General features: G+C 69.1%; 12 protein-coding genes. 5 read left to right on the forward strand and 7 right to left on the reverse strand.

The window, feature by feature from the left end; all coding sequences use genetic code 11:
- Positions 1-62 precede the first annotated feature (62 nt).
- The 6 genes from AB5J55_RS34180 to AB5J55_RS34205 all read right to left on the reverse strand — a co-directional run bounded on the left by AB5J55_RS34180 (position 63) and on the right by AB5J55_RS34205 (position 7,193).
- Positions 63-1,121 (reverse strand): carbohydrate kinase, encoded by a 1,059-nt coding sequence (locus AB5J55_RS34180; RefSeq protein ID WP_369274299.1) that lies wholly within the window; start codon positions 1,119-1,121, stop codon positions 63-65.
- A gap of 159 nt (positions 1,122-1,280) precedes the next feature.
- Entirely contained in the window at positions 1,281-2,705 is a 1,425-nt protein-coding gene (locus tag AB5J55_RS34185; RefSeq protein WP_369274300.1) for a glycoside hydrolase family 32 protein, read from the reverse strand.
- A 116-nt stretch (positions 2,706-2,821) separates the two neighbouring features.
- Positions 2,822-3,694 carry a carbohydrate ABC transporter permease gene (locus AB5J55_RS34190; protein WP_184567858.1) on the reverse strand — a complete coding sequence of 291 codons (873 nt, stop codon included), beginning with the start codon at positions 3,692-3,694 and terminating at the stop codon, positions 2,822-2,824.
- Between the two features lies 1 nt (position 3,695).
- Positions 3,696-4,622 (reverse strand): carbohydrate ABC transporter permease, encoded by a 927-nt coding sequence (locus AB5J55_RS34195; protein WP_369274301.1) that lies wholly within the window; start codon positions 4,620-4,622, stop codon positions 3,696-3,698.
- An 87-nt stretch (positions 4,623-4,709) separates the two neighbouring features.
- Positions 4,710-6,011, reverse strand: a complete 1,302-nt coding sequence (locus AB5J55_RS34200) for a sugar ABC transporter substrate-binding protein (RefSeq protein WP_369274302.1) — start codon at positions 6,009-6,011, stop codon at positions 4,710-4,712.
- 147 nt (positions 6,012-6,158) lie between these two features.
- The gene (locus tag AB5J55_RS34205) at positions 6,159-7,193 is read right to left on the reverse strand and encodes a LacI family DNA-binding transcriptional regulator (RefSeq protein WP_369274303.1); all 1,035 of its coding nucleotides are present in this window, start codon (positions 7,191-7,193) and stop codon (positions 6,159-6,161) included.
- Positions 7,194-7,458: 265 nt separating this feature from the next.
- Here AB5J55_RS34205 and AB5J55_RS34210 point away from each other — a divergent pair, with 265 nt between their 5' ends.
- Together AB5J55_RS34210 and AB5J55_RS34215 are read left to right on the forward strand one after the other, a co-directional pair.
- Complete coding sequence (locus AB5J55_RS34210) at positions 7,459-10,392, forward strand: GH32 C-terminal domain-containing protein (RefSeq protein WP_369274304.1); 2,934 nt, start codon at positions 7,459-7,461, stop codon at positions 10,390-10,392.
- Between the two features lie 198 nt (positions 10,393-10,590).
- Entirely contained in the window at positions 10,591-13,395 is a 2,805-nt protein-coding gene (locus AB5J55_RS34215; RefSeq protein ID WP_369274305.1) for a GH32 C-terminal domain-containing protein, read from the forward strand.
- A 138-nt stretch (positions 13,396-13,533) separates the two neighbouring features.
- Here the strand turns inward: AB5J55_RS34215 and AB5J55_RS34220 are convergent, their stop codons facing one another.
- Positions 13,534-13,746, reverse strand: a complete 213-nt coding sequence (locus tag AB5J55_RS34220) for a GH32 C-terminal domain-containing protein (RefSeq protein ID WP_369274306.1) — start codon at positions 13,744-13,746, stop codon at positions 13,534-13,536.
- A 284-nt stretch (positions 13,747-14,030) separates the two neighbouring features.
- On the opposite strand from AB5J55_RS34220, the gene pcaC reads away from it, so the two are divergent.
- The 3 genes from pcaC (at position 14,031) to AB5J55_RS34235 (ending at position 16,866) form a co-directional block, all read left to right on the forward strand.
- Positions 14,031-15,329 carry a 4-carboxymuconolactone decarboxylase gene (pcaC, locus tag AB5J55_RS34225; RefSeq protein WP_369274307.1) on the forward strand — a complete coding sequence of 433 codons (1,299 nt, stop codon included), beginning with the start codon at positions 14,031-14,033 and terminating at the stop codon, positions 15,327-15,329.
- Positions 15,330-15,394: 65 nt separating this feature from the next.
- Positions 15,395-16,030, forward strand: a complete 636-nt coding sequence (locus AB5J55_RS34230; protein WP_369274308.1) for an MBL fold metallo-hydrolase — start codon at positions 15,395-15,397, stop codon at positions 16,028-16,030.
- 56 nt (positions 16,031-16,086) lie between these two features.
- A complete protein-coding gene (locus AB5J55_RS34235) occupies positions 16,087-16,866 on the forward strand; it encodes an exodeoxyribonuclease III (protein ID WP_369274309.1) in 780 nt (259 codons plus the stop codon).
- The last annotated feature ends 15 nt before the right edge of the window (positions 16,867-16,881 follow it).

Raw genomic sequence — 16,881 nt, forward strand, 5'->3', positions numbered from 1 at the left:
AATATGTACCGCCACGCGATGGTCGCTGACGGCTCGACCATGTTGGTCACCACCCGCGGCGGCTACGGCACTGCTCTTGCGTGTGCGGTCCGGTCATGGTCAGGGCACGAGGGTGGAAGTGGACGGAACGCTGACTTGGTGAAGCGGCGTTCCCCGGAGAGGAACGGGGTCGCCAGGTGTTCTGCCCTGGGCGGGTTCGCGCCGGGGACGGAGCAGGTCAGGGCGGCGACGTGGGCGGCGAACGAGCAGGCGTCGGCGACGTCTTCGAGGCTCAGCCGGTCGAGTCGTCCGCCGAGGTGGCCGAGGGCGGCGAGGCGGTGCAGCAGGCCGGCGGTGAAGGAGTCTCCGGCACCGACGGTGTCGACGATGTCAATGGCCGGGGTCGGGACGGTGACGCGGTGGCCGTCGAGGGAGGCGAGTGCGCCGCGTCCGCCGAGGGTGATGACGACGAGTCGTGCGCCGGCGCGGTGCCAGGTGTCGCAAGCCTCTTCAAGGCCGGCACCGGGGAGGAGCAGGGCGAGGTCGTCCTCGCTGAGGCGGAGGATGTCGGCGAGGGCGCACCAATGAGGAAGCCGCTCCCGGTAGGCCGAGGGCGGTACGAGCAGGGGGCGGACGTTGGGGTCGATGGATACGGTGACGTGCTCGCGGGCGCTGGCGAGGTGGTCCTCGATGTGGCCGGCACCGGGCTGACGTACCAGGGCCAGGGATCCGGTGTGTAGGCAGACCGCGTCGTCCTGCTGGGTGGCGGCGAGTTCGGCGGCGGTCCATTGCCAGTCGGCGGCGCTGTCGGCGTAGAAGGTGTAGGTGGCCTGGCCGGTCTCGTCGAGGTCGGCGACGGCGAGAGTGCTGGGCTCGGGGGCGCTCACGCTACCGGTCAGGTCGACGCCGGAGGCGCTGAGGCGGTCTCGGAAGAGGGCGCCGAAGACGTCGTTGGAGAACCGTCCGAGGAAGCGGGTGGGGGTGCCGAGCCGGGCGAGGGCCACGGCGGTGTTGGCCGGGCCACCACCGGGCAGGGCGCGCAGTGCGAGTTCGCCGAGGCCGGACCGGCCAGGGTCGGCGAAGGTGTCGGCGACGCACTCGCCAAGGACGGTGACACTGCAGGGGGAGCCGTGTCGGGGCATGGTGACTCTCTGCCTTTCTGAGGGAGGGCGTGGGGCTGCCGCTCCCGTGCCTGGGTCCGGCTGGTACGCCGAGGTCAACGGGTAGGTCGACGACGGTGCCGTCCTCACCCGCTTCGAGGTGAGGACGGCGTTTTGAGGACACGTAGGACAGGCGGCGCGTTACGCGTCCTGCCCTTGGCTCGCCAGCAGCGGTTCCTGACGGATTCCGCCCGGGGTCAGGTTCCATGCCTCGACGGTGAAGTCGCTGCGGCCCGTGCCTGTCGTGTGGGCCTGCAGTCGCCATGGTTCCTCGGCCAGCGGATAGAACCTGAGGGTGAGGACCCGGCCGTCGCCGAGATAGACCTCGGCGATCGAACGGTCCACGATCACGCGCAGCTCCACGGGGGTGCCGGCCGTCGCGGCTGGGCACGGGACGGCATACGAGCCTCCCCGCGCCCTCGCGTCCAGTGACGCTTGGCTGCGGTCCACGGTGAGCTGGCCGGTGGTGGGATCGAGGCTGATGTCGAGGTACTCGGTGTCGTCCGCGGCGGTGACCAGGCGCAGGCCGCTCGTGCCGGTGATGTCCGGGGTCAGGACGGCAGTGAGGTCGAAGGTGCGGCTGACCTGGCCGAGTTCGGCCGCCCCGGACTGTGTGACGTGCCCGGTGCGGTGCAGTACGCGTTCGCCACGCAGCGCGAGCAGTTCGCGGGCGGGGCGTTGGACGACCGTTCCGTCGGCGGCGAGGGTTACCTCGCGGGGCAGGGTGAGGGTGCCTGCCCAGCCTGCTTCATGCGCCCAGGCGTCGTCGCGGGCTTCCCACGCCCAGCCCCACAGCAGCCAGCGGTCCTCCCCGGGGGCCCTCAGCAGCGCGGGGGCGTAGAAGTCAGGGCCGTGATCCAGCGGCACCGGGGCCGCGGTCGCCGTGAAGCGTCCGTCCTGCTCGCGGCCGGTGTGGACGGTCGTGTGGCTGGGGCCGCCCTGCGGGGTCCAGTCGCTGATGATCAGGACGCCGCTGTCGCCGAAGGTCGCGTATTGGGGGCACTCCCATCCGACCGGGCCGGAGCCGGCCGCGGCGTCGCTGGCGTGGAAGGGGCCGCGGTACTCCCAGTGCTCCAGGTCGTCGGACTCGTACAGCTGCGCCGCGGCGCGGCCGTCAGCGAGGGCCGAGCCGACCAGCATCCGCCAGCGGCCGTCCTGCTGCCAGACGTAGGGATCCCGGTACATGGTGGTGTCGGCGGGCGGCTCGGGGATGAGCAGCTCCGGGCGTTTGGTCCAGGTGATTCCGCCGTCGTACGACTCGGCGGTGGTCACCGGCTGCCACCAGCGGTCGGCGCGGTGGGCCGAGTAGAAGGCCACCATGCGGTCGTCGTCGGAGACCGCGTTTCCGGAGAAGCAGCCGTCGGCGTCGTAGCCGCCGGGAGTGGGGGCGAGGGCCACCGGGAGGGGTTCCCAGTTGATCAGGTCGGGGCTGCGGTAGTGGCCCCAGTGCACGTTCGAATGCCGCGGAGCGTACGGGTTGTACTGGAAGAAGACGTGGTAGTGGCCGTCGTGAAAGACCAGTCCGTTGGGGTCGTTGATCCAGTTGCGCGGGGGGCGCAGATGCACGGCCGGAAGGTGGGGGTCAGCAGGCGGCGTGGACACACGGGGCCTTTCTTGGAGTGCCTGAAGCACACGGGGAAGAAGAGGGGTGGAGAAACGCGGTGCGTTGCGCGGGCGCGGGTTCAGCCCTTTACGCCCGTCGACGCGATGCTGTTCACGAACGACCGCTGGAATGCCACGAACAGGGCGAGGATCGGCACGGTGATCATGGAGGAATAGGCCATGATCTGGCCCCAGCCCACGTTGAGTTGGAAGAAGTAGGAGATGCCCACCATGACCGGGCGCAGGTTCTCGCTCTGCACGACCATGAGCGGCCACAGGTAGGAGTTCCAGGCGGGCAGGAAGGTGAGGATGGCGACGGTGGCGATGGCCGGGCCCGACAGGGGCATGACGATGCGGCGGTAGATAGTGAACCAGCCGGCGCCGTCCACGATGGCCGCCTCGTCGATCTCCTTGGGGATGCTCTGGAAGTACTGGTGGAAGAAGAAGATCGAGAAGGCGTTGGCGACGAACGGCACGATCTGGACCTGGTAGGTGTCCATCCAGCCGGTGGTCCACTCCAGGTGGAAGCCGTTGACGCGGAGCAGCGGCAGTTGGTTGACCCACCACACCAGCGGCAGGGCGAAGGTCTCGAACGGCACGATGAGGGTGGCGATGATGCCAGTGAGGACGAGCTTGCGGCCGGGCCAGCGCATCCGGGACAGGGCGAAGGCGGCCATGCTGTTGACGATGATGCCGAGCACGACGGTGATCGAGGAGATCAGTACGGAGTTCAGCAGGAATTGTGCTGCCGGGACTCGCTCGAACACGGCCGTGTAGTTGTCCAGCGACAGGGCTCCGACCGGCAGGAAGGCGCGCAGGGAGCCCAGGTCGCTGAAGATCTGGTCGTCCGGTTTGAACGACGAGATCAGCATGAAGACGAGTGGGAGCGCGAAGACCAGGGCCAGGACGACACGGCCGACGTGACCGCCGAGGTGCTTGAGGACGGAGGTCATGTCAGTCCTTCTCCCGGGTCAGGAATCGCTGGACGAGGGACACGCTCAGCACGAGCACGAAGAAGATCAGCGAGATGGCCGCGGCGTACGCGGTCTGCTGCTGGTCGTAGCCGGTGTGCACGGCCTGGTAGACGACGGTGGTGGTGGAGTCGAGCGGGCCGCCTTGCGTCATCACCCTGATCTGGGTGAAGAGGCTGAACGCCGCGATGGTGATGGTGACCAGCACGAAGGTGCGGGTGGCGCGCAGTCCGGGCCAGGTGACGTGGCGGAAGCGGTGCCAGCGGGTGGCCCCGTCCAGGTCGGCGGCCTCGTACAGCTCGGCGGGGATGGTCTGGAGACCGGCCAGCCAGATGATCATGTGGAAGCCGACGCCCTGCCACACCGACATCAGGATGATGGCGGGCATGGCGGTGTCCGGGTTGCCCAGCCAGTCCGGGCCGTCGACATGTCCGAGGGTGAGTGCCGAGATGACGTGGTTGACCAGGCCGTCCTGCCGGTAGAGGAAGGTCCACAGAAGGGAGACGACGACCATCGAGGTGACGACCGGCAGGAAGTAGACGGTGCGGAAGAAGTTGACGCCGCGCACCTTCGCGTTGACCAGCAGTGCCAGCAGCAGGGCGAGCCCGGCCTGGAGCGGGACGACGACGGCGGCGAAGTAGGCCGTGTTGCGCAAGGACTTGTAGAAGACCGGGTCTTCGAAGAGCTGGGTGAAGTTGCGAAGGCCCACGAAGCGGGCCGGGGTGGGCGAGATGAGCCTCGCGTCGGTGAACGCCAGGGCGAAGGCGAGGGCGACCGGTACGACGAGGAAGACGATCAGCAGCACGACGGCCGGGGCGGCCATGCCGACGGCGGTGAGGCCCTCCCGGCGGCGTGCGTTGGTCGTTCGGGTTCGCCGGACCGGACGCAGCCGCTCAAGGGCTGCGATCATGGTGGTCACGGTAGCTCCAGGGGGGAGCCGGTCCGGTTCGGGCGTGCGAGGAGGCGCGGTCGGGGCCCGAACCGGACCGGAGCAGGGTCAGCCGGCGTTGTAGTTGTTCGTCTTCAGGTTGTTGTCGATGTCCTTCGCGGCCTGGCCCAGAGCATTCTTGGGATCGGCGCCGGACAGGATGTCCTGGGCCGCCTTCTCGAACTCGGTGGAGATGTAGGGGTAGGCCGGGGTCACCGGGCGTACCTCCGCGTACTTGCGCGCGAACTGGACGAGCTCGTTGAACTTCCCGCCCTGCTGGTAACCGTCGATCTGCTTCGCGGCCGCCTCGGTGCCCGGGAGAGTGCCGGTGGCCTTGGCGTAGTCGACGAAGTACTTGGTCTGGCGGGAGAACTTCAGCCACGCCTGCGCGCCGTCCTTGTTCGAGCAGCTGGAGCTCATCGCCCACTGCCAGGAGGCGCCGCCGATCTTGGGACCGTTGCCGAAGTCGACCGGTGGGATGATCGCCAGGTCGTCGCCGAGCTTGTCGGCGTTCTTGGTCGCGTTCCAGCTGCCGTCCCACTGGATAGCGCTCTTACCGGCCAGGAAGTCCTTGTTGGGGTCGGCGCCAGACTTCTTCGACATGTAGCCCTTGGACACCAGCGAGCGGAACCAGGTCGCCCACTCCACGGACTTCTTGCCGTCGAGGGTGCCCGAGGCGGTCTTGTAACCGTCGCGGTTGACCAGGTCACCGCCGAAGCTCTGCAGCTGCGGGGAGTACGCGTACGACCACCACTCACCGGTGCCGCCGGTGCCCATCTCCAGCGGGTACTTGAACTTCCCGCTCTTCTTCAGCTTGGCGAGCGCCGCGTCGAACTCGGTCTTCGTCCACGGCTTGTCCATGGTGGGGATGCGGATGTCGTACTTGTTCAGCACCGACTTGCGGGCGAAGAAGGCCAGGGACACGTCGTAGAAGCCGAAGCCGTAGACCTTGTCCTGGTAGCGCCCGACGGTGCTGGGCAGCTGGTCGGACAGCGGGACCTCGCTGCCGTCGACGTCGATCGGGGCCAGGTAGCCGCCCCACGCCCAGTTCGCCACGTTGGGGCCGTCCACGTCGAGCAGGCAGGGCAGCTTGCGGGCCGAGGCGGCGGCGACGACGGAGTTGTTGTAGTCGCTCTGCGGGAACGCCTGGAGCTTGACCTTGTACTTGCTCTGGGATCCGTTGAAGTCCTTGATGATCTTCTTGACGACGTCGAGCTCGGCCGAGTTGCCGGCGTTGTGCGTCCACAGGGTCAGTGTGTCGCCGTCGGCTCCGGACGTGCTGCCGCCGCTGCCGGTCGCGCATCCGGCGACCAGCGCGGTCGCCGCTGCCGCGGCTACACTCGCTACTGCGAGGCGCCTGGTTCTGAACACCACGAGGGTTCCTCCATCTCACTGAGACGGGTCTTGCCGGACCCGCCTTGGCGACCGGTTGCGACGGTCGCTGTTCTTGGTGGTCGTCCCGCCGCCCGGAGGGTCAGAGCTCCTGGCGGCGGGACAACCGTCTTCGGGTGCCCGGTGTCAGCCCGCGGCGGGGGCGCCGATGGAGGCACGTTCCCGCAGCGGCATGGGCACACGGTGGACGACTGCTTCGAGCGGCCCTCTGCGGAGAATCAGCTCCACGGCGAGTCGACCCAGTTGGTAGTGCGGCAGCTTCAGCGTGGTGAGCGCCGGGCGCAGTACGGACGCGATGTCCTGGTCGTCGAAGGAGACCACCGACACGTCGCCGGGCACGGACAGTCCCGCCTCGCCGAGCGCCTGGTAGGCGCCGAGGGAGACCCGATCGGCCAGGCACACCAGCGCCCGGGGACGGTGGCCCGCCGCGAGCAGCGCGGCCACCTCCCGGTAGCCGTCCCGCGTGTCCCAGTCGCACTCGATGACGCCGTCCAGGCGCGCGCCGCCCTCCCGCAGAACCTCCTCCAGACCGCGCATGCGCTCGTTGCCCGCGATGATCCCCTCGGGCGTGGCAGGGACGGCCTGGTGCCCGCCGATCGCCCAGATGCCCTCGGTGTGACCGGCCACGAGCAGGGCGCGGGCCGCGTCCCGGCCGGCCTCCAGCTCGTCCGGGACGACGGACGGCGCGTCGAAGCCGGGGGCGAGGCAGTTCAGCAGGACCACGCGGCGACCGAACAGCTCCTTGGGCGGAGTGACGTACCGGGTGAACATGGAGGCGTAGATCACCGCGTCGACCTGGCGGTCCAGCAGCGCGTGGACCAGCGACGACTCGGCGTCGCGGTCGCCGCCGGCCTCCGTGATGAACAGCAGGTTGTCCCGTTCCCGGGCGGCCTCCATGGCGCCGCGGATCACCTCGCCCGCGAAGGGCGTCGTGGTGATCCGGTCCGAAACGAACCCGATGGTCTGCGTCGACTTCGTGCGCAGGCTGCGAGCAGTGACGTTGGGGCGGTAGCCGAGCTCCTTCGCGGCGTCCAGCACCTTCTGGCGGGAGGCATCGGAGATACGCATGTCGGTGCGACCGGACAGGGCGAACGACGCGGTCGTCGGCGAGACGCCCGCATGGCGGGCGACATCGGCCATGGTCACACGACGTTCAGACACGCTGCTCAGCTCCGTTGTTAAATCGGATTAGCAAGTTGCGAAGAGATTGATGCGCCTGTGGCCGGATGTCAACACCACAGACATCTCGAATGAGAAACCGGGGAGGTATACAGCGATGTGTCCGTCTCTCTTGCGTCCCCCAGGTAAAACGGTATGCATTAGCTCTTGCGTTAGCAGGGGCGGGGCGCGAACGATGCCGAGCCATCTCGCTTAAACCGATTTGGCAGAGCGTCAGACCTGCCGCGCACCACCCAGGAGCCCGCCCATGAGGAGAAGAACAGCCCTCACCGTCGTGTCCGCCGCCATCGGCGGGGCCGTCGTACCGCTCTCGTTCGCTTCCGCTTCCGCCGCTGCGGAGGGCCGGCGCGGCCCCCAAAGTCCCACCGCCCGTTGGGACTTCGACGAGCGCGGCGGCACGGTCGCCCGGGAGGCGGTCTCGGGCTCCGCCGACCCCATCGACTACGTCTTCGAAGACGCCCGCTACAAGCCGGACACCGACCCCGTCCGGCGGCGCGGAGTGCGTGGCCGGGCGCTGTACTTCGACGGCTACTCCACCGTCGTCACCGCCAAGGGCCCCGGAAAGCTGGATCCCGCCCACGGCCTGACCATCGACGCGTGGATCGCCCCCTACGCCTACGAGCACGGCATCGACGGCAAGCCCCAGGCCCTGGTCAACCAGCACAACCCGGACGCCAGGACCGGCTTCCTGCTCGGCCTGCGCCGCTTCGGCCAGATCGTCTTCCAGCTCGGTTTCGGCACCGATCTGATCGAGGTCAAGGGAGCCCAGGACCAGCCGGCCACCAAGGGCCGATGGACCCACGTCGCCGCCAGCTACGACCCGGACGCACACCAGCTGCGCCTCTACCGCGACGGCCGCCTCATCGGCACCGTCACCACTCCCGTCAAGGCCCCCCAACTGGTCCCCGACGAGCCGCTGCTGATCGGCCGGCACAACCGGCCCACCCTGCTCAACGGCGAGTTCCACGCCAACATGTACATGGGCCTGCTGGACAGCCTCGTCATCCGCCCCGGCACCCTGGACGACACCACCGCCCAGCGGGAGCACGCCGAGAGGGTCGCCGCGCTGCCGGGCAACCGCGTGCCCCGCCCGGACCTGACGTTGAACCGGTCCCGCTTCGACGGCGACCGACACCGCCCCCAGTTCCACATGCTGCCGCCCTGGCACTGGATGAACGAGCCACACGCGCCTGTGTACTTCAAGGGCAAGTACCACATCTTCTACCAGCACGATCCGCTCGGCCCATTCTGGGGCCAGATCCACTGGGGACACGCCGTCAGCACCGACATGGTGCACTGGCGGGACATGCCCATAGCCCTCGCCCCGGCGGGGGACTCGGTCGGGCCGGACGGGATCTGGTCGGGCTCGGCGTACGTCGACGGCGACCGGGGGCCGGTGCTCTTCTTCACCGGCGGCGACGACCGGCTGCCCTACCGTCAGCGCACCGGGATGGCCGTGTCCTCGTACAAGACCGACCGCGACACGGACCTGCGCACCTGGACCATGAAGTCCGAGCCGGTCACCGGGGCCCCGGCCGGCCTCCCCGCCGGCCCCGGCACCGCGTGGGCGGAGAACTTCCGCGACCCGTTCGTCTGGGAGGAGGACGGCGTCTGGTACCAGCTGGTCGGCAGCGGCATCGTCGACTACAACGGCACCCAGGTCACCAAGAAGCACGGCGGAACCGCGCTCGTCTACACCGCGCGCAGGCCCGAGGGGCCCTGGACGTACCGGGGCCCGCTGCACTGGAACGACCTCGCGAAGGTCCCCGAGCCCGGAGAGGTCTGGGAGCTGCCGGTGCTCCTCCCGCTCCCCGGACCGAAGGGCAAGCGCACCGGCAAGCACATCCTGCTGGTCAGCCCCTGGTGGGAGGCGTTCAACCCGAACGCCGTCAAGCACACCTACTACTGGATCGGCACCTTCGACAAGCGCGCGTGCCGCTTCGTCCCCGACCACGACAAGCCCCGCGAGTTCGACTTCGGCGAGCACTTCACCGGCCCGTCCGGCTTCGTCACCCCCGACGGCCGCTCGGTGCTCTTCAGCATCACCCAGGACCGCCGCAGCGAACAGCAGCACGCCCAGTCCGGCTGGGCCCACAACGCCGGCATGCCGGTCAGCGTCTCGCTGCGCCAGGACGGAACCCTCGGAGTCGAGCCGATCGAAGAGGCGGCCGGACTGCGGGGCCGACGACTGGTCAAGATCCGTCAGGCTTCGGTGAAGGAGGCCGACCGCCAACTCGCCGGCGTCTCCGGCGACATGCTGGACATCGAGGCCGTCATCGAGCCCCGCGGCGCCACAACCGTCACCCTGGCCGTCCGGGCGAGCGCCGACGGCAGTGAGCGGACTCTGCTCTCCTACGACACGAGCAAGCACCGCTTCTCCATCGACCGCGGCCGCTCCAGTCTCGACCCGGACGTCCGCAAGGGCGTCCACTGTGGCACGGTCGAACTCGTGGCCGGACAGCTGAAGTTGAGGGTCCTGCTCGACCGTTCGATGCTGGAGGCGTACGTCAACGGCACCAACAGCCTCACCAGCCGCGTCTACCCGACCCGCAAGGACGCCACCGGCCTGCGGCTGACCAGTGAGGGCAGCTCCGCCCGGGTCGTCTCCCTGGACGTCTGGCGCATGAACGGCGCCTACGACACGTCCGTCGCGCCCGCCGCCTACGATCCGCCGCGCCCGACGAACGTCGACGCCCTCCCCAACCACGACTTCGCCACCGGCGACCTCACCGGATGGACCGTCGTCTCGGGCACCACCTTCGGCGACGCCAACGTGACCACCCGCACCGACTGGGGCTGGGGCGGACCCTTCTACCAGGCCGAAACGGCGGACGACCCGGCCGGCCACCACCTGTGGGGCTACAACCCGAACGCGGGCGGCGACGACGCCACGGGCGTGCTCCGCTCCGCCACCGTCGTCCTCGGCGGAGACGGCGTGGTCGACCTGCTCGTGTCCGGCGGCAACGACCTCGACCGGCTCTACGCCGCCGTCGTCCGCGCAGACGACGGCAAGGTGCTGGCCAAGGAAACCGGGCGTGGTGGCGAGCAGTACCGCCGTGTCGTCTTCGACCTGTCCGAGCACATCGGCGAACGGATCTACGTCGAGGTCGTCGACAAGGCGACCGGCGGCTGGGGCCACATCAACGTCGACGACGTCAACGTACCCGTCCAGCGCTCCTGACCACCTGCTCACCCACGTTCCACGCTGCCGGGGCCCTGGCGTGGGCCCGCGACCAGGAGAACGCACTGATCAGCCTGCTCAACACACCTCAACACATCACCGGAGGTATGCATGCGCACGCGTTCATCAGCGACATCCAGGACAGGGCCCCCGGGCAGTCTGCTACGCACACTGCTCGTCCTCGTGGCATGTCTTGGCATGACAACACCCTTCATGTCGGGACAGGCCCGCGCGAGCGAGAGCACCCTGTCCAACCCCGGCTTCGAGACGGGCGACCTGAGCGGCTGGAGCAGCACAGGAACCGCCTTCAACGGATCCGTCACCAACCAGCCGGGCTGGGGATGGGGCTGCTGCTTCAACCAGCAGGGCACCTACCACCTATGGGGATTCGCGGGCGGCGGAGATGCCCCCACAGGCACCGTCACCTCCGAGCCGTTCACCCTGACCGGCACCGGAATGGTCAGCGTCCTGGTTTCCGGCGGCCGCAACGACGACCAGCTGTACGTGGCTCTGACGACCCTGGACGGCACCGTCCTGCACAAGGCCACCGGCACCGACGACGAGGCGTACCGCCGCGTCGCCTGGGACGCGCGAGAGCACCTGGGCGAGCAGTTACGCATCACGGCGGTCGACCGGGCCACCGGTGGCTGGGGACACATCAACCTGGACGACGTGAGAGTCGGTCTGGACGAGGCTCCGGACCCGGGCCTTGAGGGGCTCGCCGCCTACTGGGACTTCGCCGAGGGCCAGGGCACCGCGACCACGGAGCGGATCAGCCAGAGCGCGGACCCCATCAGCTACGTCTTCAACAACGCGGTCTACAAGCCGAACAGTGACCCACTGTGGCGTACCAAGCGGCAGGAGGACGGCGTTCTCTCCGGCGCCCTTCTCTTCGACGGCTACTCCACCTGGGTCACCCGCGCCGCATCGCAGACGCAGCTTCCCGCGGACGGCATGACCGTCGAAGCCTGGGTCGCGCCGCGCGCCTTCGAATGGGGCGACGAAGGCAAGCCCTCGGCCATCGTCAACCAGCAGGACAAGGCAGCACGCCGAGGATTCTCGCTCGGCGTCGGCCGGCATGGAGTGTGGCAGTTCGGCATTGGCACCGGTGACGCCTGGTACGAGACGGCGGTTCCCCAGGCGGCGGCTCTGGCCGCAGGCAAGTGGGCGCACATCGCGGCGGTCTTCGCTCCGAGCGAGGGCACCATCAGCCTGTACCTGAACGGCGAGCAGGTCGCCCGGACAGCCATCCCCACCACGGCCCGCCTGGCCAAGGCCGACGTTCCCCTGCTCATCGGCCGCCACAACCAGCCCGCCATCATCAACGGCACCTTTGCCGTGAACATGTTCAACGGCCAGATCGACGAGGTGAAGGTCCACACGGACGCGCTCACCGCCGAATCCGTGCGCGCCGGCCACAAGCACGACATGCAGACATTCGCCGGGGGCAGCATCCCCGAGGCCCGTATGGCCATGGACCGCTCACGCTACGACGGCGACCGCTACCGCCCCGGCTACCACTTCTCGGCCCCCAACCACTGGATGAACGAACCCCACGCCCCCATCCAGGTCAACGGCAAGTACCACCTCTTCTACCAGCACAACTCCCACGGCCCCTACTGGCACAACATCGGCTGGGGGCACGCGGTCAGCGAGGATCTGGTGCACTGGCGCGACCTGCCCGTCGCCCTCGCCCCCACCGCGGGAAGTGTGGCACCCGACGGTGTCTGGTCCGGCGACGCGACCCTCGACGAGAACGGTGTCCCGGCCCTGCTGTTCACGGCCGGCAACGATTCCCAGCGCCCCAACCAGGCAACCGGACTCGCACGCCCCGTCGACCCCGGCGACCCGGACCTGGTCGAGTGGAAGATGCACCCGACCCTGGTGACCAGCCAGACCGCCGATCTGGACGTCGGCGCCGGACGGAAGGTCCGCTTCGGGGACTTCCGCGACCAGGACGTGTGGAAGGAGGGCGACACCTGGTTCCAGTTGGTCGGCTCGGGAGTCCAGACCACCTCAGGCCAAAGCGTCGGCGGGACGGCGCTCCTCTACACCTCCAAGAACCTCACCGACTGGACCTACTCGGGGCCTCTGATGGTCGGTGACGTGACGGCCCACCCCAGGACCGGCCAGGTCTGGGAGCTCCCCACCTTCCTCCCCATCGGCAAGGACGACCAGGGACGCCAGCGACGGGCGCTGCTCGTCAACCCGTCCTTCCCCGACGGCCCCGCCGACTACAGCAGCAAGTACACCTACTACTGGGTCGGCACCTGGGACGCCCAGGCCCGCCGATGGACACCCGACACCACCGAGCCCAAGCTGCTCGACTACGGCGATCACTTCACCGGGCCCAGCGGAACGGTCGACGACAAGGGACGCTCCCTCGTCTTCAGCATCGCGCAGGACCGGCGCACGGAGCGCGCCCACTACGACGCCGGCTGGGCCCACAACGCCGGACTCCCCGTCCAACTGTCCATGCGACCGGACGGAGACCTGGGAGTCAGCCCGGTCGAGGAGGTCTCCCGGCTCCATGTGGGCGAACCACTCCTCAACATCAACGAACCGATCTCCGTCGCCGACGCCAACGCGCGCCTGGCAGACATCAAGGGGGACATGCTCCACATCAAGCTGACCCTGGAACGGGGCAGCGCCGACACCTTCGGATTCGACGTGCTGCGCAGCCCCGGGGACGAAGAGCGGACCCGTCTGTTCTACGACGCCCCAGCCGGACAGCTGGGCGTCGACCGAACACGATCCGGAAACAACTCCAGCGTCGACGCCAACCTGGGCATCCAGAAAGGTCCGCTGACGCTCTCCAAGGGAGAGTTGTCACTGGATGTGTTCCTGGACCGCTCGATGATCGAGGCATACGCGAACGCGCACAAGTCCATCACCACCCGCGCCTACCCCTTCCGGCAGGACTCTCTCGGCCTGCGGCTCTTCGGCGACGGCAGTGTCGTCAAGTCCATGACCATCTGGAAGATGGGCAACCTGACAGACTGACTCAGCGCAGTCCCCGCCCGCCAGCACCATCGACCCGGCCGGCACGCCAGTCGTGCCGACCAGGTCGATGAGTTTCTGACTATCCGATATCTCCCGCCGCTCGGGTCGCCGTGTCGCCAACAAGCGGTTCCGGCGGTGTCAGATCCCATGCCCCGACCGTGTACGCGGCGGAGGCCACCCCGGTGGCGCGCCCATCTGGACGCGCCAGGGGCCGTCGCCGACGGGGTAGACGCGCAGGGTGAGGGTGCGGGCGGAGGTGGTGAAGATCTCCGCGACCGAGTGGTCGAGCAGAATCCGCAGGGTCGCGTTGGGCCCCTCAAGTGGAAGGCGTCGACCGGTTGACGGCCACACTCATGCATCTGCGGCATGGCCTCCCGCACTCTGTCCTCCGGCTGCTGTCCGGGCTCGGGTGTCTGTCAATGCCGGTCGCGAGCGGACGAGGAAACAGGCCATCCTATCGTCTTGCGGCAGCAGCAGGTCACCGGTCCGGACGAAGTCTTCCGAAAATGATCGGGCGATGCTTTTGTGCCGGTACTGGTGGGAAGGTTGCGCAGCGCCGTCCCGGGCGGGGGTCTGACTCATGAGATCAAACCCCCGTTATAGGGGCGTCCGTGATACGTGAGAGGGTCTGAGACGTGAGTGAGACACCGTCGAACACCCTGCAATACCGCTTTGACGGGCCAGAAGAGGCTCCCGTCCTGATCTTGGGTCCCTCCCTGGGCACCACCTGGCACATGTGGGACCGGCAGGTCCCCGAGCTGACCCAGCAATGGCGGGTGTTCCGGTTCGACCTGCCGGGACACGGTGGCGCGCCCGCGTACCCGGCGGGCTCCGTGGCCGAGCTCACCGACCGGCTGCTCGCCACGCTCGACGGCCTCGGTGTGCAGCGCTTCGGTTACGCGGGCTGCGCGCTCGGCGGCGCACTCGGCATCGAGCTGGCCCTGCGCCACCCGGAGCGCATCGCCTCGCTCGCGCTCATCGCCGCCTCCCCCCGGTTCGGCACGGCGGACGAGTTCCGCCAGCGGGGCGTGATCGTGCGCACGAACGGCCTCGACCCCATCGCCCGCACCTCACCCGACCGCTGGTTCACCTCCGGTTTCGCGGCCGCGCAGCCCGCCATCACCGAGTGGGCCGTGCAGATGGTGCGCACCACCGATCCCGGCTGCTACATCGCCGCCTGCGAGGCGCTCGCCTCCTTCGACGTACGGACGCAGCTCGGCGGCGTCGCCGTGCCCACGCTCGTCCTCGTCGGCTCGGACGACCAGGTCACCGGCCCCGCCGAGGCCCGCACCCTGGTCGCCGGCATACCGGACGCCCGGCTGGCCGTCGTTCCCGGCGCCTCCCACCTCGTGCCGGTCGAGCAGCCCGCCGCCGTGACCGACCTGCTGGTCCGGCACTTCTCCACCGCCTGGCAGCCCGCCTACGACTCCTCGACCGGCCAGATGGCCATCGTCGCCGCCCCCGTCAAGCCGGTCCTGGCCGCCCCGCCCGCGCAACCCGCGCCCGTCGCCGAGATAGCCCCAGCCGTCGTGGTACCGCAGACGACGGGACGGCCGGACCCGTACGACGCGGGGATCAAGGTCCGTCGTGAGGTGCTCGGTGACGCGCATGTCGACCGGGCACTGGCTCAGGCGGACGAGTTCTCGGGGGACTTCCAGGAGTTCATCACGCGGTATGCCTGGGGTGAGATCTGGGACAGACCCGGCCTCGACCGGCGCTCCCGCAGCTGTGTCACCCTCACCGCCCTGGTCGCGGGCGGCCACATGGACGAACTCGCCTTCCACACCCGCGCCGCCCTGCGCAACGGCCTCACGCCGGACGAGATCAAGGAAGTGCTGCTGCAGGCGGCCGTCTACTGCGGCGTGCCGGCGGCGAACACCGCCTTCAAGGTCGCCCAGCAGGTCATAAGGGAAGAGACCACTCCGCAGGAGTGAGGACCCGCACCGGTCGGCCACCGCAGGAGCGGGCATCCGCAACCGGCGCGCGTCAGGATGGAGCCATGAAGCTCACGAAGAAGTCGCACGCCTGCGTCCGCCTCGAGAAGAACGGGCAGGCGCTGGTTCTCGATCCCGGCGGATTCAGCGAGGAGGACGCCGCGCTCGGCGCGGATGCGATCCTCGTCACGCACGAGCACCCCGACCACTTCGACGAGGGGCGGCTGCGGGCGGCCATGGAGGCCAACCCGGCCGCCGAGATCTGGACGCTCGGCTCCGTCGCGGAGCAGATCGCGGCGGCGTTCCCGGGCCGGGTGCACACCGTCGGCCACGGCGACACCTTCACCGCTGCCGGCTTCGACGTCCAGGTCCACGGCGAACTGCACGCCGTCATCCACCCGGACATCCCGCGCATCACCAACGTCGGCTACCTCGTCGACGGCGGCAAGGTCTTCCACCCCGGCGACGCCCTCACCGTTCCCGACCGCCCGGTGGAGACGCTGATGCTGCCGGTCATGGCTCCCTGGAACAAGATCGCGGAGGTCATTGACTACGTCCGCGAGGTCAAGCCGCAGCGCGCCTACGACATCCATGACGCCCTGCTCACCGACCTGGCCCGGCCGATCTACGACCGCCAGATCGGCGGCCTCGGCGGCTCGGAGCATCTGCGTCTGACGCCGGGGGACTCCGCGGAGCTGTGACCGGCCCCACCCCGGGCGGGACCGGGTTGTCAGTCCCGCCCGGTAGGTTGTGAGACATGCGCATCGCGACCTGGAACGTGAACTCGATCACCGCCCGCCTGCCGAGGCTCCTGGCCTGGCTGGAGAGCAGCGGCACCGATGTGCTGTGCCTCCAGGAGGCCAAGGTCGCCGAGGAGCAGTTCCCGTTCGACCCGCTGCGCGACCTCGGCTACGAGGCGGCGGTCAACGCGACCGGCCGGTGGAACGGCGTGGCGGTGCTCTCCCGCGTCGGCCTCAAGGACGTCGTCAAGGGCCTGCCCGGCGACCCCGGCTTCGACGATGTCGTCGAGCCCCGCGCCATCTCCGCGACCTGCGGCCCGATCCGCGTCTGGTCGGTGTACGTGCCGAACGGCCGTGAGGTGGACCACCCCCACTACGCCTACAAGCTCCAGTGGTTCGAGGCCCTCAAGGCGGCCGTCGCCGGCGACGCCGGCGGCAGCCGCCCGTTCGCGGTGATGGGCGACTACAACGTGGCGCCGACGGACGACGACGTCTACGACGTGGCCGCCTTCGAGGGCCTCACCCACGTCACCCCGGCCGAGCGCGCCGCCCTCGCCTCCCTGCGCGAGTCCGGCCTGTCCGACGTGGTCCCGCGCCCCCTCAAGTACGACCACCCGTACACGTACTGGGACTACCGCCAGCTCTGCTTCCCCAAGAACCGGGGCATGCGCATCGACCTGGTGTACGGCAACGAGCCGTTCGCCAAGGCGGTCACCGACTCGTACGTGGACCGCGAGGAGCGCAAGGGCAAGGGCGCCTCGGACCACGCGCCGGTTGTGGTGGATCTCGACGTGTAGGGCGAGGTCCTCCAG

It is taken from the genome of Streptomyces sp. R11 (assembly GCF_041051905.1).
GTDB lineage: Bacteria > Actinomycetota > Actinomycetes > Streptomycetales > Streptomycetaceae > Streptomyces.

Bases quoted from the DNA above. Each gene is read 5' to 3' on its own strand.
- AB5J55_RS34230 (WP_369274308.1), top strand. From the start codon at position 15,395: ATGAAGCTCACGAAGAAGTCGCACGCCTGCGTCCGCCTCGAGAAGAAC.
- AB5J55_RS34215 (WP_369274305.1), top strand. From the start codon at position 10,591: ATGACAACACCCTTCATGTCGGGACAGGCCCGCGCGAGCGAGAGCACC.
- AB5J55_RS34235 (WP_369274309.1), top strand. From the start codon at position 16,087: ATGCGCATCGCGACCTGGAACGTGAACTCGATCACCGCCCGCCTGCCG.
- AB5J55_RS34180 (WP_369274299.1), bottom strand. From the start codon at position 1,121: ATGCCCCGACACGGCTCCCCCTGCAGTGTCACCGTCCTTGGCGAGTGC.
- AB5J55_RS34210 (WP_369274304.1), top strand. From the start codon at position 7,459: ATGAGGAGAAGAACAGCCCTCACCGTCGTGTCCGCCGCCATCGGCGGG.
- AB5J55_RS34190 (WP_184567858.1), bottom strand. From the start codon at position 3,694: ATGACCTCCGTCCTCAAGCACCTCGGCGGTCACGTCGGCCGTGTCGTC.
- AB5J55_RS34195 (WP_369274301.1), bottom strand. From the start codon at position 4,622: ATGATCGCAGCCCTTGAGCGGCTGCGTCCGGTCCGGCGAACCCGAACG.